The organism is Ruminococcus bicirculans (ex Wegman et al. 2014) (genome assembly GCF_000723465.1).
Classification (GTDB): Bacteria; Bacillota; Clostridia; order Oscillospirales; family Ruminococcaceae; genus Hominimerdicola; species Hominimerdicola aceti.
Map to the genome: position 1 here is coordinate 1,650,970 of NZ_HF545616.1, position 15,183 is coordinate 1,666,152.

Below are 15,183 nucleotides of genomic sequence, written 5' to 3' on the forward strand. Positions count from 1 at the left end.
GGGTCTGAGGGCTTGATAATATACGGAAACAGTGAGCCTCGCAGGCTCGTATCTGAGATGATAAAAAAGAAACGAGAGCCGCATTCCATAATGATACACGGAGAAAAGGGGCTTGGTAAAAAGACCCTTGCACGGTGGATAGCGGCGGCACTCTTGTGCGAACGTCAGACAGGCGAGCCATGCGGCATTTGCAGGACCTGCAGAATGATAGCCGACGGAGCTCACCCTGACGTTATGGTGGCAAAGGCAAACAGCAACGGCAACTACATCGTGGACGATTCTATCAGACCTATAGTTGCGGAAGCTCCCGTTGCACCGAACGAGGCGAGAATGAAAGTATACATAATTCCTGACCTTGACTTGTCGGTAAACACTGTTATTCAGGTGCAGAACATTCTGCTTAAAGTAATCGAAGAACCGCCTGAGCATACTGCTATAATACTTACGGCGAGGAGCAAGGAAATTTTTCTGCCTACCATAATCTCACGAGTGCTTTCCCTTGGCATGACCTCTGTCACGGAGGCGGAGAGCATGGCGTGTTTGCAGGAGAAATATCCTGCCGTTGCCCCTGCGCTCATAAGCGAAGCTGTTTCAGCAGGGCGTGGAAACATCGGCAGATGTGTCGAGTATCTTGAACACTCCCAGTTTTTTGACAGCGTGAAGCTTGCAAGAGGTCTGTGCGACGCAATGTGCGGCGGAAACGAATATGACGTTTTGAAAACGCTATTTGCGGCAGACGGCAAAAAAACGTTGCTGAGAGAGGGGCTGAGCCTTTTTCAGGAGATACTCCGTGACAGTGCGGCATTCAGGCTCGGTGGAGAAAGTGAAAAGTCTGTGAGCTGTGCGAAAGAGGGTGCAAAGACGCTCAGCAGAAGCCTTTCCTCAGATCAGGCGGTCAGGCTTTACGATATAGTTTCTGACTACATAGGCAGGATAGACGCAAACTGCAACATAAGCCTGACTATAAACAGTCTGGCAGGACAGATATATTCTGTAACAGGAAAGTAGCTGACGGCAAAGCCGTGATATATATTTGAAAGGAAAAAGAGATGTTAAAAATAATCGGAGTACGCTTTAAAAGCGTTGGCAAGATATACTACTTCGACCCAAAAGACTATGACGTTAAAATGGGCGACAAAGTTATCGTTGAAACCGCAAGGGGCGTTGAATGTGGTGAAGTTGCGCTTGTGGACAGGGAAATAGACGAAACAAGATTCACAAACCCCGTAAAAGGCATTATAAGGCTTGCCACCCCTAACGATATGAAAACTATCGAAAAAAACAGACAAAAGGAAAAGGACGCTTTCAAGATATGCGAGCAGAAGATAGCCGCTCACAAGCTGAAAATGAATCTTATCGACGTTGAATGTACTTTTGACAACAACAAGCTTCTTTTCTATTTTACCGCAGAGAGCAGAGTTGACTTCCGTGAGCTTGTAAAAGACCTTGCCGCGGTATTCAGAACGAGGATAGAGCTTCGTCAGATAGGCGTTCGTGACGAGGCAAAAATGCTTGGGGGTCTTGGCATCTGCGGACAGCCTTTCTGCTGTTCAAGATTTTTGGGAGAGTTCCAGCCTGTTTCTATTAAAATGGCTAAGGAACAGGGCTTGTCACTTAACCCTACAAAGATCTCAGGCACTTGCGGAAGACTTATGTGCTGTCTGAAATACGAGCAGGACAGCTATGAGGATCTTCTCAAGCACACACCAAAGGTGGGCGCTATCGTCAAGACTGCTGAGGGCAGAGGCGTTGTTGAGGAAGTAAATCTGCTCACAGGCAAGCTGAGAGTTAAAATGGATAAAAACGACAATGTTGTTGTGGTAAAGAAAGACGATATTGAGGTAATAAAGGATTCTGTTATAAGGCTCGACCGTGACGAGATAAAGGCTCTCAAGGGTCTTGAGGGCAAGTAATTTCAGCGCTTTGCACGAGCGATCACCGCAACATAAACGGGCTGTGGGGGGCGCCGCCCCTACACAAAATCGGCGCAGCATTTTTATATATCACCAAATCATCAGATAAATATGCAGAAAGGAACGACCATATGGCAAAGGTGAAAACTTCGTATGTGTGCAGTCAGTGCGGATATGAAACTTCAAAATGGAACGGCAAATGCCCTAACTGCGGCGAATGGAACACCTTTGAGGAGGTCGAGCTTGCGGTCAGATCGGGCGGTGCAAAGTCTAAGCCCACGACTGTCAGGGATATTTCCGACAAGATAGTTGGCATAGACGACGTTGACGCAAGCTACAACGAGATACGTTATGCAACGGGGCTGAAAGAGCTTGACAGAGTGCTTGGAGGAGGGCTTGTGAAAGGCTCTCTGGTGCTTCTGGGCGGTGAACCGGGCATAGGAAAATCCACAATGCTTTTGCAGATATGTCAGTATTTAGGGCAAGACCACACCATACTTTATGTATCGGGAGAGGAATCTGTACGGCAGATAAAGCTTCGCGCAAACAGGCTTCATGTTGATTCTGAAAATCTGTATCTTCTTGCAGACAATGACTGCGAGCAGATATGCTCTGTGATAGTAAAAGAAAAGCCTGAGATAGTCATAATCGACTCTATCCAGACCATGAACATAAGCGGGATATCCTCAGCGCAGGGTTCTGTGACACAGGTAAGAGAATGTACAAATATGTTCATGCGCACAGCAAAGTCGGAAGAGATACCAATGTTCATAGTTGGTCACGTCAACAAGGACGGTGCTATCGCAGGACCTAAGGTCATGGAACACATTGTTGACTGCGTGCTGTATTTTGAGGGTCAGCGAAATCTCACCTACAGGATACTGCGAGCCATAAAAAACCGTTTTGGCTCAACGAATGAGATAGGTATGTTTGAAATGGCTGACAGCGGTCTGCTGGAAGTTGAAAATCCCTCTATGATGTTTTTGGAAGGCAGACCGACAGACGCTTCGGGAACTTGCGTTGCCTGCATAATGGAGGGCACAAGGCCTGTTATGGCGGAAGTCCAGGCACTTGTGTGCAAGAGCGTGCTTGCCTCCCCAAGACGTACTGCCACGGGCTTTGACTACTACAGAATGGCGATAATAATAGCTGTGCTTGAAAAGCGGCTTGGCTATTTTTTCGGTGGGCTGGACGTTTACATCAACATTGTAGGCGGATTAAAGCTTGATGACACTGCGGCTGACCTATCGGTGGCGTTGGCGCTCTATTCAGGGCTGACGGACAAGGTAATAAGCGACAAGCTCATTGCACTTGGCGAGATAGGCTTAGGCGGAGAGCTTAGGAGCATCTCCCACTGTGAACAGCGCCTTGCAGAGTGCGAACGAATGGGCTTTGAAACTTGTATCGTTCCTGCACATTCGCTGAAAAGCGTTGACACAGGCAAGTTTTCAATGAAAATAATCGGTGTGCGCTCAATAAGAGAGGCGTTCAAAGCTATAGGCTGATAAACTAATACAGAACAACACAAAACGGACGGAAGACCAAATCTTCCGCCCGTTATTTTTCTGTCTTATGTAGAAGCCGCACGCTCTCCCATAATATCGCTTCTGAGAAGCCCATAGATATTGAAGTCTGTATAGATGTTCACAAACTTTGCCTGACGCTTTGTTCCCTCACAGGTAAAGCCGCATTTTTCCATTACTCTGTTTGAAGCCACGTTCACCGTCATGACCTCAGCTTCAAGCCTTTGCACGCCTGTTTCCTCAAAGCAAAATCTGATTACACGCCTAAGGGCTTCGGTGACAAAGCCCATGTTCTGATACGCCGCCGAGATTCGATAGCCTATCATTGCCTGTCTGTCATTCTCGATATTGAAGAGATTTACCTCCCCTGCCAACCTATGATTTTTCTTTAGCTCTATCCCCCAGCTTATATGATCCTTTTTGCCGTTGTTAAGAGTGCGTCCGAAAAAAAGCGACGGCTCTCTTTCCTGCCTTGTCATATTTCTGCCCCAATATTTGTAAAGGTTCTCGTCAGCCATATAGGTTTTCATATCCTCTGCGTCAGTAGCGGTCTTCGCCCTGAGTATGAGTCTTTCTGTTTCCAGCACAGGAAAATGAGAAAAATAATAGTCCATATCCTGCAAAATAAACACTCTCCCCTGCTTATATAATAAAAATTCCCAAGTCTACTAAAATTATAACATAAAATCTAGCAAAAATCAAGTGTTTTTAAGCGAAATACACAAAAAAGCAGAAAACGCCCCGAAACAAGTTCGGGACGCTCTCTGTTCTATAATCTGGAGAATTAGAAATCAACTTCTGTATCGTAGTAGCAGCACTTGAGGAGCTTCTCCATTTCTTCCTGTGAAGGCTGACGTGGGTTAGAACCTGTGCAAGCGTCTGCGATAGCGTTCTTAGCGATCTCAGGGAGTCTCTCAAGGAATACGTTCTCAGGAACGAATCCCTGCTCACATGGATAGCTGTCTGTACCATAGTTCTTGATGCAGTGAGGAATGTTGAGCTTGTCATTCATGCCTCTTACATACTCGATGAGGAGCTTTACCTTCTCGTCATCGTTTGAACCGCCGAGGTGCATATAATCAGCGATAACGCCATATCTCTTCTTAGCTGTTTCGTCCTTAGCGTTGAATGCGATAACCTTTGGCAGATACATTGCGTTAGCTGCACCATGGATAATGTGTGCACCGTAATCAGCAAAAGCAGCACCAGTCTTATGAGCCATTGAGTGAACGATACCAAGCAGAGCGTTTGAGAATGCCATACCTGCAAGACACTGAGCGTCGTGCATTCTATCTCTTGCGCCCATATTGCCGTTGTAAGAATCAATGAGATCCTTCTGGATCATTTCGATAGCATGGATAGCAAGCGGATCTGTATATGCACAGTTTGCTGTTGAAACATAAGCTTCGATAGCGTGTGTCAGAGCGTCCATACCTGTATGAGCTGTCAGCTTCTGTGGCATTGTTTCTGCAAGGTCAGGGTCAACGATAGCTACATCTGGTGTGATCTCAAAGTCAGCGATAGGATACTTGATACCCTTGTCATAATCTGTGATGATAGAGAATGCTGTTACCTCAGTAGCTGTACCTGATGTTGAAGAAATTGCACAGAAGTGTGCTTTCTTTCTCAGCTCAGGGATACCGAATACCTTACACATATCTTCAAATGTGCAGTCAGGATACTCATACTTGATCCACATAGCCTTTGCAGCGTCGATAGGTGAGCCGCCGCCCATTGCTACGATCCAATCAGGCTCAAATTCGAGCATGACCTTTGCACCGTTCATAACTGTTGTTACAGAAGGGTCTGGCTCTACGCCCTCAAGAAGCTTAACTTCCATTCCAGCCTCTTTCAGATAAGCTTCTGCCTTCTGGAGAAAACCGTTTCTCTTCATTGAGCCGCCGCCGACTACGATGATAGCTTTCTTACCTTTCAGTGTTTTCAGGTTCTCCAATGCTCCCTTGCCGTGATAAAGGTCTCTTGGTAATGTAAATCTCATTTCTAATTCCTCCTATATGTAATGTAATAATGTGTTCAAAGAGGTTTGTGTAAATCTCACACAAATTCTCTCTTTGCTTGACTTTAATTATACAAAATGTCAATGAACTATTCTAACATAATCTATGAATATTCTATTAATTATTAACTTTTACATAGCATATATAAGTATGTGCATACAGCTAAATGTACATATGAATGTGTAAAACAGGTGAAAAAAATATCACAATTACATGAAAAATCACGATTTTGTTTGCACTATATGGAATTTCGCAGTGCTTATTTCGTTTTCTTTTGTTAATAAATTATACATTTGTAAGCACAGAAATATTCCTGTTTATGAAGATAAAAAAATTCATAAAAAATTTACTTAAGCTATGGAAATATGCGAAAAAATATGCTATAATATATTGGTATTGTATTGTATCCTCCCATGATGGAGGAATAATAACAAGGAGGAAATTTAATATGAAAACAAAGGTCAACACAAAATCATTGGTGATACTGGGATTGATGACAGCTCTTACAATGATCTTCTCGTTCACTCCTATCGGTTCTATACCTATCGGACCGCTGGTAATTACTCTCAACGTAATCCCTATTGCCATAGCGGCTGTAACGGTAGGTCCTGTGGGAAGTGCAGTCATTGGAGGAGTTTTCGGACTGCTCAGCTTTTTGCAGTGCTTCGGAATAGGCGTGCCAAGCGGAATGGGTGCAGCACTTGTTGCGATCGATCCGGTCCTGGCTTTCGTTCAGCGATTTGTACCAAGACTTCTTGACGGCATTATCGTAGGATTTATAGCAAAAGGCATGAGCAAGGTAACAAACAATTATGTTTCATATGCTGTTACGGGCTTTTTTACTGCGTTTTTGAACACTGCGTTCTTTATGAGCGCACTTGTTTTGCTTTTCGGCAACACCGATTATGTAAAAGAGCTTATGGGCGGAAAGAATATCATAGTATTCATCTGCACCTTTGTAGGCATAAACGCTCTGGTCGAAATGGCTGTATGTACATTTGTTACAGGTACAGTGGGTGCTGCACTTTATAAGGCAAGGTTCATACCCAGCAAAAACAAAGCGCAGGCATAAATTCACCGAAAGGATAACATACAAATGGTTTTAGCGGTCGATATAGGAAACACTAACATAGTAATGGGCTGTTTTGAAAGCGACAGGATACTTTTTGTTGAAAGACTTTCTACAAATCAGCAGTCCACGGCACTTGAATATGCCATAATGCTCAAGAACATTCTTGAGATACATTCTATAGATATGTCAGATTTCAGGGGCGGCATAATCTCATCGGTCGTGCCGTCTGTTACCCTCACGATGAAAGAGGCGATGGAGAGGCTTATCAAAAAGCGCATCATGGTGGTAGGACCTGGAATAAAGACGGGGCTTAAGATAAATCTCGACAATCCCGCACAGCTTGGAAGCGACAGAGTTGCAGACGCAGTTGCGGCGATAAACCTCTACCCTGTGCCTATCATAATGATAGATATGGGCACTGCTACTACCATATCAGTAATAGACAAGGAAAAGAATTTCATAGGCGGAATGATAATACCGGGACTTAGAACTTCCCTCGACTCGCTTTCGGGCAAGGCTTCACAGCTTCCTTTCATCAGCCTTGTACCGCCTAAAAAGGTCATAGGCACTAATACTATCGACTGTATGAAGAGCGGTATAATCCATAGCAACGCCGCAAGCATTGACGGCGTTATAGAGAGGATAGAAAACGAGCTTGGTGAAAAATGCACTGTGGTTTCCACAGGCGGTGTGGCAAAGATAATAGTTCCTTACTGCAAGCGTGACATCGTCATTGACGATGAGCTTCTGCTTAAAGGGCTTATGATAATCTACAATAAAAACAAACAATAATTTAAAATACAATACACAAAGCGTCGGGTAGTTTATCCGACGCTTTTTTATGTCGCTTTTTATATCCATAATAGACAAACAAACAGGCTTCAAACAGTTGCAAATGCCGAAAATGGAGCGTTTCTATTGCTTCCAGGACTTTGTTATGGTACAATCATATGTGCAAAGTAAAACGTTTACATAAAACAGAAAGCAGGAAATATATGAACGCAAGAAAAATATTATGCCTTATGGCCGCAGTGCTTATGCTGTCGGGCTGTTCAAAGGGCGTGGACGGTTCACAGGCTTCATCAAAAGCGGTTGAAAGCTCCGGCAAAGCGGACAGCAGTGTTTCAGACTATGATAATACCACCACCGAACCTGAAACAGACAAGCCTGACCTTGTTATCAATGACAGCGTGGTAGGTTTTTCGCAGAAAAGCGGCTTTTATGACAGCGGTTTCAGACTTGAGCTTACCGCAAACGAGGGCGAGAAGATATACTACACCACTGACGGCACAGACCCTAGGACCTCTGCCACGAGAGAAGAATACACTGCCCCTATCGAGATAAAAGACAGAAGCAATGACCCTAATGTGGTCTCAGCCGTGCCGACAGAAATGATATCGGGAAATTTCAATGAGTTCAGCTTTGGCGAGGGGGATTTCTGGTGCAACAAGAAAGCACCTTCTGACAATGCGGTGGACAAATGCACTGTTATAAGGGCGTCAAGTGAAAAAAGCGACGGAAGCGTTTCGCAAAGCTTCTCAGGCAGCTTTTACATAGGAAGCGCAGAGGAGCATATAAAAGGACTTAAAGAAAGCTGTGAAGCGGCTGGGCATGACCTTGCGGTAATGAACATCACAATGGACTACGCTGACCTTTTCGACAGCAAGATCGGCATATACGTCAAGGGCGATATTTTCAGCAAGGCACTTGAGGACTATAAAGCCAGCGGAGAAAGCATAGAAAACGAAACTGCAAGACAGCTTGACGCAAACTACAAACAGCGTGGCAAGGAATGGGAACGTGATTGTCACATCGAGCTTAACGAGATTTCAGCCGAGGGAAATGTGACGAACGCTTTGTCACAGGATTGCGGCATAAGGATACAGGGAAACTATTCACGCTCCGACCTGCAAAAGGGATTCAGGCTTTATGCCAGAAAGAAATATGGTGAAAAGAAGTTTAATTATGAGGTCTTTGAGGGGCTGAAAAACGCGTCTGATGAAACTATCGACAGCTTTAAGACGCTTACTCTCCGTGCAGGTGGAAATTGTGCTTTTACAGCAAAATTCAATGACACCTATTGGCAGAGTCTTATGACAGAGCTTGACGGCTCAACAAAGGCTTCACGACCATGCGTTGTTTATCTGAATGGCGAATACTGGGGACTTTATGTGCTGGAAGAGGACTATTCCGACAATTATTTTGAAAGCCACTATGGTGTGAACAAAGACGATGTGGTGGTCTACAAAGGCGACGCAGAAACCTATCAGAGCGGCTACAAGCTAGACGAGGGCAAGCTTCCGGAGGGAGAAACAGACGAAGGATATTTCTTCAAGGAGCTTACAGATTTCTTCGCTTCTCACAGAGACTTATCCGCACAGGCAGATTATGAGGAGTTCTCAAAGCTTGTTGACACCGACAGTGTGAGAGATTATTTCCTTGCCGAGGTTTGGATAAACAACAAGTGGGATTGGCCGGGCAAAAACTGGTCAATGTGGAAGGTTCAGAACACAGACAGTTCCAACGAATATGCAGACGGCAAATGGCGTTTCATGTTCTATGACGTTGAGTTCGGCGGAGTGAGCGGTGAAGGCGACGCATGGACGAACACCATGAAAGAGGATAACTACAAGCCAAAGGGACTGCTTGACACGGACACGAAAAATCCTGCGGTTCTGAGTTTTGCTTATCTTATGTCAAATGAGAATTTCAGGAACGATTTCAATGACAGGCTTTTAAAGATGTCTGAGGGTACGTTTGAAAAAGAAAAGGCACTTGATAGGCTCGCAGAATTTGAGAGCATTTATTCCCCTCTTTATGAGCAGTTCTTTGCAAGATACCCAGAAACAGGCTCGTCTGAAGAAGCGCTTCATGGAGGATATGCTTCATCAGATTGCATAAGAGCGTTCATTAACAAGCGTGATAAGTCTATCCAAACTATCGTGGACTGGACTAATTCGCAGTTCTGATATTTCACAAACCAAAACGGCAGAACAGCTTAATGCTGAACTGCCGTTTTTATATTGCTTATTTTATGCCGCAGGAGCGTATGTGAATGTTATTTCAAGGGTGTTTATCTTTCCTGCATAGTCAAGTATTATTGGAGAAGCCTTTGAAAGGTCACCGCCTGCTATCCTTGCGTCCTCAGGCGGTGTGGATACCCACTGGTTCACAAGATTCACTCTTGTGCAAAGCTGGTCGTCAGAGGTCGTATAGCCCTCCGCTAGGGTTTCAACAGCTTCGCCGTTTATCTTTATCTCGTCAATAGTTGCGATATAGTTCGGATAAAGCTTCTCACCGTTTGCGATACCCAAAGCCGAGAATGCAATGCCGTTGGCGTTGTTTGATGACATATCAAGGCTTACTGTGTAAGTTCCCTCACCGTCTATAACTGCGTTTTCTGCGATAACTCCGTCGCTCTTTGAAACCGGATCATACTCGTCACCAACGCTGTAGCATACGGAAAAATCTGCACTCTGATACATTATCCATGCCACCGCTGTGTTCTCGTCAGCCTGCGGTGCGGTATCATCTGTTAGCTTTTCAGGTGCAGCCGCAAGGGTTTCATCAAGCTTCTTTACAGCAGCGGCTCTTTCCTCCTCCACTGTCATCGAGGACTGGTTATCACGGCGTCTTTCATCAAATATCTTTGCCACAGTTTCATCACGCATTTTAAGCTCTGAACGTGAGAAGAAATCACTGCAATCCCAAAGGAATGGTGCAAAGCCGTAGGCGTCACAGTTGTCAAGGAGGTTGTCAATAAACTTGTCAGTTCCTTTCTTTAGGTCACCGCCGTTTGTAAGCACTGCATACTCGCCTATTATTATGCCATAGCCCTGCTCGGAATACTTTGTCATGTTCTTGAAAAGTCTGTTCTGCTCCTCATAGTCTGTCTTTGTTCCCCAATCTGAGCGACCCTTTGTTCCGCAATAATCCCATGGAGTATAATAATGAACAGAAAGCAGGAGCTTATCCTTTGCGGTATCAGTTGGCATTTGGAACTTGTTTGAGCAGGTCATTGTGATATCGGTATTGTAGCCTGCGATAAGAAGAAAACGCTGTTCGTTGTTTCCGCCTGTTGCACGAACAGTGTCAACAAAGGTCTGATTTATCTTGTTGGCCATTTCATAGCACTCGGCTTTTGAAAGCGAGCCTGAGTTTTTGCACACGTCTGTGTCATTGAGCCTGTCACCAAGCTCTTCGTTTGCACCCTCAAATATAAGTCTGTCGGAGTATTTTTTATATCTGTTCGCTATCTGCGTCCACATGGACTTATACATTTCAAACGCCTTGTCAACGTCGCTCTGCTTGGAAGAACCGAACATTCCCCACCAGCTTCCGTCCCAGTGGTCGTTTATGATAACATACATATCATTATCCAAAGCGTAGTTTATTACCTCCTCCACTCTGTCGAGATAGGCTTCATTTATGGTGTAATCGCCTTTTTCATACTCCATTGCGTTTGTCCATGCCACAGGCACACGGAGAGAGTCAAAACCGCTTGCTTTCATGCCCTTTATCATTTCTTCCGTTGTGACAGGCTGACCCCAGAAAGTTTCAAAGCTTTCAGGGTCGGTGTCTGCGGAATAGCTTTTATGACCGTATGCCTCCATTGTGTTGCCAAGGTTTGTGCCGTTGCCCAGAAGTCTTGCAAGCTCGGTTGATGTAAGGTCTTTGTTTATACTTCCGTCATCAGAGGTCTTTGCGCCCTCCTCTGCCTTTGATGAAGAGCTGTCGCTTCCCTTTCCACAGCCTGCAAGCAGTGCAGTACAGCCCATGACCGCTGCAGTAAGAAGCGGGATAAGCCTAAACTTTTCCATGTCATTCCCTCCTATTTCATAAATACAAATTCTTCAAGTTCAAAAAGCGGCTTGTTTTTGAAATAATCTGCTATCCAATCGGCAAGTTCATCTGAAAAAGCTGTAGGCACAAAATAGATAGAATGTCTGCCTGTGAGTGACTTGACTACTCCTGTGTAAACTCCGTCGCCTGTGCCAATATCAACATAGCCTACAGGCTCGCTGTTCTCATAGTCATCAGCATAGACCGCCACCTTTGCAACAGTTCCCATGCCCCTGACTTTCAGGGCTATCTTCATGGTCTTTGAGGAAAAGTCCTCGCCAAAGTCAAAATACTTATAGCCTATAACATTACCCTCGGTGATGTTCACGATACTTCTTGTGAAGATGTCCTTTTCGGTGATAAAACAGCCGCCTTTCAGCACGCAGGCTATATCCGCAGGATAAGGCTTGAAAGGGTCAAGGCTGTCTTCAAAGCCAAGCGATGTCATTTCCACTGTCGGTATCGTTCCGTCAGGGAGAATCTCTATTTTCTCAACGCAGGCACGTCTTGACATTATGGTATTGTTTGTCATTCTGTGATAAAAAATATACCACTGACCATTTATGTTGCACACTGAGCCGTGGTCATTTCCGCCTGGGAAATCCACGCCGTTGTCTATTATATATCCACGATATTTGAACGGGCCTTGTGGCTTATCTGAGGTTGCATAGGCAAGCCTGCTTCCTACACATGGGGAATATATAAGATAGTATGTATCTCCGATTTTCCTCGGGGAGCTTGCCTCAAAGAAACGCTGTTCCTGCGGTGCGTTGTCGCTGTCATCAATGACCGCTCTTTTGTAGCTTCCCTTTTTAATGGTATACATATCCGCAGGGTCTATCTCGTTGAAGTTGGATTCTGTGAAGCCGTAATAAATATACACTCTGCCGTCATCATCAACGAGCACGCCTGCATCATTATAAATGCCGTCATCGCCTGCGTCCTCAGGGTCATATTTATACTGAGAAAGGAGCTTGAAAGGACCTTCGGGCTTATCGGACACGCCAACAACGCCCTTTGAGCCGACTATATAGGCGTAGAGATAATACCTGCCGTCTTTTTCTATAACGTCCGGAGCGAACAGCTTGCGGTCGGTCATTCCCTCGGTATCGGACTTATGGTCACGGTCATCACGGGTATGAAAGCTGTGTCCGTGACAGACCCAATTGTTAAGGTCATCAAGTGGTGCAGACCAGACTTTCAGTTTATAGTCGCAAAAGTCGCTTTGAGCGGCTCTGTCATGTGAGCCATAAAGATAAACTCTATCGCCGAAAACTCTCGGCTCGCCGTCAGGGATATACTCCCATGCAGGCAAAATGGGGTTTGGCATGAAAATTTCCTCCTATTTTTTTTCATAACTTGTTTTATCATAAGATAATTATAAATCATACTATTATTATTTTCAATATCCTAACACGCTGTCAGAGGTGAAAATTTGTGCAAAATGTAAAATCGTGCAGACTGTCCAAAGGTGCAAAAAAGCCCGTTTGCGACGGCTTCCGACCTTGACAAAAGAGGGCAAATCGTGTATAATATTAAGTTGATAGTACCCGTATAAAATTATATTGATATAGGAGTGTTTAATTATGGCAGCTATTTCTAAGACTGTTTCCAAAGCAGGTTATGCTAAATTGCAGGAGGAACTTGAATACCTTATTACAGTAAAAAGACGTGAAGTTGCTCAGAAGCTTAAAGAAGCACGTTCTTTCGGAGACCTTTCCGAGAATGCTGAGTACGACGAGGCTAAGAACGAGCAGGCTATCCTTGAATCAAAGATCAATGAGTTAGAGCTTCTCATTTCAAACGCAACTGTCGTTGAGGACGATGATATTTCTGTAAACGAGATAGGCGTAGGCTCTATCATCAAGATAAAGGATATCGAGCTTGACGAGATCGAGGATCTTCAGATAGTAGGTTCAACTGAGTCTGACCCTGACAACGGCAAGATCTCTGACGAGTCACCTATAGGCAAGGCTGCACTCAAGCACAAGGTAGGCGACATTTTCGAGGCTGAAACACCTGCCGGTCTGCTGAAATTCGAGGTCATCGACATTTCAAAGTAACAGACCACTTACAAAACACACGGAAAGGAAAATATAAATGAGCGAGGAAAACCGCACAAACGCTCCTGAGGAAGAGCTTACTCAGGAGGACATAAACAGCTTAAAGAAGATAAGAATGGACAAGCTTGAAGAGCTGAAAGCCAAGGGCAAGAATCCATTTGAGATAACAAAGTATGACGTTACGGCAAGCTGTGCCGAGGCTAAAGCACAGTATGAAAAGCTTGAGGCTGAGCTGAAGTCACAGGCAGGCGAGGACGAGGAAAAGCTCAAGGAGCTTCTCGAGGCAAACCGCATAACAGTAAGCGTTGCAGGCAGAGTAATGTCAAGACGTCTTATGGGCAAGGCAAGCTTTTTCGACCTGAGAGATAAGAGCGACAAGGTTCAGGTCTATCTGAGAATGAACGAGATCGGCAAGGAAGAATTTGACGATTACAAGAAGGGCGATATCGGTGATATCGTTGGCATTGAGGGCTTTGTATTCAGAACAAAAATGGGCGAGATATCAATTCACGCTCAGAAGTTCGTACTGCTTTCAAAGTCGCTTCTGCCGTTGCCTGAGAAGTGGCATGGTCTGAAGGATCAGGACACTAGATACAGACAGAGATACACAGACCTTATATGCAATCCTGAGGTAAAGGACACATTTATAAAGAGGTCGCAGATAATCTCATCTATCAGAAGATATCTTGACAGACAGGGCTTTATGGAAGTTGAGACTCCGATGCTGGTATCAAATGCAGGCGGAGCTGCCGCAAGACCATTTGAGACACACTACAACGCACTTGACGAGGACGTTAAGCTGAGAATTTCTTTGGAGCTTTATCTGAAAAGACTTATTGTCGGCGGACTTGAAAGAGTATACGAGATAGGCAGAGTATTCAGAAACGAGGGTGTTGACGCAAGACACAATCCTGAGTTCACTCTTATGGAGCTTTATCAGGCATACACAGATTACTACGGCATGATGGATCTGACGGAGAATATGTTCAGGCACGTTGCACAGGAGGTATGCGGCACAACTTGCGTACCTTACGGTGACGTAATGATAGATCTTGGCAAGCCTTTTGAGAGAATGACGATGATCGACGCAGTTAAGAAGTATTCTGGTGTTGATTTCTCACAGGTAGCCACAACAGAAGAGGCAAAGGCACTTGCAGACGAGCATCACATTGAATACGAGGCAAGGCACAAGAGGGGCGACATACTCAACCTGTTCTTTGAGGAATATGTTGAGGAGCATCTTATTCAGCCTACATTCATAATGGATCACCCTATCGAGATTTCTCCACTTACAAAGAAGAAGCCAGAAAATCCTGACTATGTAGAAAGATTTGAGCTTTTCATCACAGGCAGAGAAATGTGCAACGCATACTCAGAGCTGAACGATCCAATAGATCAGCGTGAAAGATTTGCGGCACAGGAAGAGGCATTGAAGCAGGGTGACGAGGAAGCAAACCACACAGACGAGGACTTCCTGAGAGCTTTGGAGATAGGTATGCCACCTACAGGCGGTATTGGTTACGGCATTGACAGACTTGTTATGCTGCTGACTAACTCCCCGGCTATTAGAGATGTGCTGTTGTTCCCTACAATGAAGACGTTGGAGTGATAAACCCTTGATCTTGCGGGGTTTTCAGCAGGTCTAACCGACGGCTTACGCCAATTTTACGCCAATCGGTCAGAAACTTATAAAAAAATATGATAACATATGAGAGATCACTGATGTTTTGGTTCATCGGTGATCTCTTTTTT

The 15,183-nt window shown here is 44.8% G+C and carries 12 protein-coding genes; 8 read left to right on the top strand and 4 right to left on the bottom strand.

What is annotated here, in order from left to right:
* Positions 1–12: 12 nt before the first annotated feature.
* The 3 genes from RBI_RS07555 to radA all read left to right on the top strand — a co-directional run bounded on the left by RBI_RS07555 (position 13) and on the right by radA (position 3,418).
* A complete protein-coding gene (locus tag RBI_RS07555; protein WP_038672088.1) occupies positions 13–1,008 on the top strand; it encodes an ATP-binding protein in 996 nt (331 codons plus the stop codon).
* A 41-nt stretch (positions 1,009–1,049) separates the two neighbouring features.
* On the top strand, positions 1,050–1,913 hold the full coding sequence (locus tag RBI_RS07560) for a PSP1 domain-containing protein (RefSeq protein ID WP_022287897.1): 864 nt from the start codon (positions 1,050–1,052) through the stop codon (positions 1,911–1,913).
* A gap of 131 nt (positions 1,914–2,044) precedes the next feature.
* Entirely contained in the window at positions 2,045–3,418 is a 1,374-nt protein-coding gene (radA, locus tag RBI_RS07565) for a DNA repair protein RadA (protein WP_038672091.1), read from the top strand.
* A gap of 65 nt (positions 3,419–3,483) precedes the next feature.
* Here the strand turns inward: radA and RBI_RS07570 are convergent, their stop codons facing one another.
* Both RBI_RS07570 and RBI_RS07575 read right to left on the bottom strand, forming a co-directional pair.
* A complete protein-coding gene (locus RBI_RS07570) occupies positions 3,484–4,068 on the bottom strand; it encodes a GNAT family N-acetyltransferase (RefSeq protein WP_147338057.1) in 585 nt (194 codons plus the stop codon).
* Between the two features lie 152 nt (positions 4,069–4,220).
* Positions 4,221–5,435 carry an iron-containing alcohol dehydrogenase gene (locus tag RBI_RS07575; protein ID WP_038672093.1) on the bottom strand — a complete coding sequence of 405 codons (1,215 nt, stop codon included), beginning with the start codon at positions 5,433–5,435 and terminating at the stop codon, positions 4,221–4,223.
* A gap of 467 nt (positions 5,436–5,902) precedes the next feature.
* Between RBI_RS07575 and RBI_RS07580 the strand changes: the two genes are divergently transcribed.
* The 3 genes from RBI_RS07580 to RBI_RS07590 all read left to right on the top strand — a co-directional run bounded on the left by RBI_RS07580 (position 5,903) and on the right by RBI_RS07590 (position 9,495).
* Positions 5,903–6,526, top strand: coding sequence for an ECF transporter S component (locus RBI_RS07580; RefSeq protein ID WP_038672095.1), 624 nt, complete (start codon positions 5,903–5,905; stop codon positions 6,524–6,526).
* 24 nt (positions 6,527–6,550) lie between these two features.
* On the top strand, positions 6,551–7,318 hold the full coding sequence (locus tag RBI_RS07585) for a type III pantothenate kinase (RefSeq protein WP_022287902.1): 768 nt from the start codon (positions 6,551–6,553) through the stop codon (positions 7,316–7,318).
* A gap of 203 nt (positions 7,319–7,521) precedes the next feature.
* Complete coding sequence (locus tag RBI_RS07590; RefSeq protein ID WP_051706628.1) at positions 7,522–9,495, top strand: CotH kinase family protein; 1,974 nt, start codon at positions 7,522–7,524, stop codon at positions 9,493–9,495.
* A gap of 63 nt (positions 9,496–9,558) precedes the next feature.
* Here the strand turns inward: RBI_RS07590 and RBI_RS07595 are convergent, their stop codons facing one another.
* Positions 9,559–11,346: a glycoside hydrolase family 5 protein gene (locus tag RBI_RS07595; RefSeq protein WP_051706631.1), complete on the bottom strand. Its 1,788-nt coding sequence runs from the start codon at positions 11,344–11,346 to the stop codon at positions 9,559–9,561.
* 11 nt (positions 11,347–11,357) lie between these two features.
* Positions 11,358–12,698 carry a family 43 glycosylhydrolase gene (locus RBI_RS07600; protein WP_022287905.1) on the bottom strand — a complete coding sequence of 447 codons (1,341 nt, stop codon included), beginning with the start codon at positions 12,696–12,698 and terminating at the stop codon, positions 11,358–11,360.
* Between the two features lie 256 nt (positions 12,699–12,954).
* Here RBI_RS07600 and greA point away from each other — a divergent pair, with 256 nt between their 5' ends.
* Positions 12,955–13,431 (top strand): transcription elongation factor GreA, encoded by a 477-nt coding sequence (gene greA / locus RBI_RS07605; protein WP_022287906.1) that lies wholly within the window; start codon positions 12,955–12,957, stop codon positions 13,429–13,431.
* 37 nt (positions 13,432–13,468) lie between these two features.
* The gene (lysS, locus tag RBI_RS07610; RefSeq protein WP_038672097.1) at positions 13,469–15,040 is read left to right on the top strand and encodes a lysine--tRNA ligase; all 1,572 of its coding nucleotides are present in this window, start codon (positions 13,469–13,471) and stop codon (positions 15,038–15,040) included.
* Positions 15,041–15,183: the final 143 nt, after the last annotated feature.

Bases quoted from the DNA above. Each gene is read 5' to 3' on its own strand.
- RBI_RS07560 (WP_022287897.1), top strand. From the start codon at position 1,050: ATGTTAAAAATAATCGGAGTACGCTTTAAAAGCGTTGGCAAGATATAC.
- radA (WP_038672091.1), top strand. From the start codon at position 2,045: ATGGCAAAGGTGAAAACTTCGTATGTGTGCAGTCAGTGCGGATATGAA.
- RBI_RS07575 (WP_038672093.1), bottom strand. From the start codon at position 5,435: ATGAGATTTACATTACCAAGAGACCTTTATCACGGCAAGGGAGCATTG.
- RBI_RS07580 (WP_038672095.1), top strand. From the start codon at position 5,903: ATGAAAACAAAGGTCAACACAAAATCATTGGTGATACTGGGATTGATG.
- RBI_RS07585 (WP_022287902.1), top strand. From the start codon at position 6,551: ATGGTTTTAGCGGTCGATATAGGAAACACTAACATAGTAATGGGCTGT.
- RBI_RS07590 (WP_051706628.1), top strand. From the start codon at position 7,522: ATGAACGCAAGAAAAATATTATGCCTTATGGCCGCAGTGCTTATGCTG.
- RBI_RS07595 (WP_051706631.1), bottom strand. From the start codon at position 11,346: ATGGAAAAGTTTAGGCTTATCCCGCTTCTTACTGCAGCGGTCATGGGC.
- RBI_RS07600 (WP_022287905.1), bottom strand. From the start codon at position 12,698: ATGCCAAACCCCATTTTGCCTGCATGGGAGTATATCCCTGACGGCGAG.
- greA (WP_022287906.1), top strand. From the start codon at position 12,955: ATGGCAGCTATTTCTAAGACTGTTTCCAAAGCAGGTTATGCTAAATTG.
- lysS (WP_038672097.1), top strand. From the start codon at position 13,469: ATGAGCGAGGAAAACCGCACAAACGCTCCTGAGGAAGAGCTTACTCAG.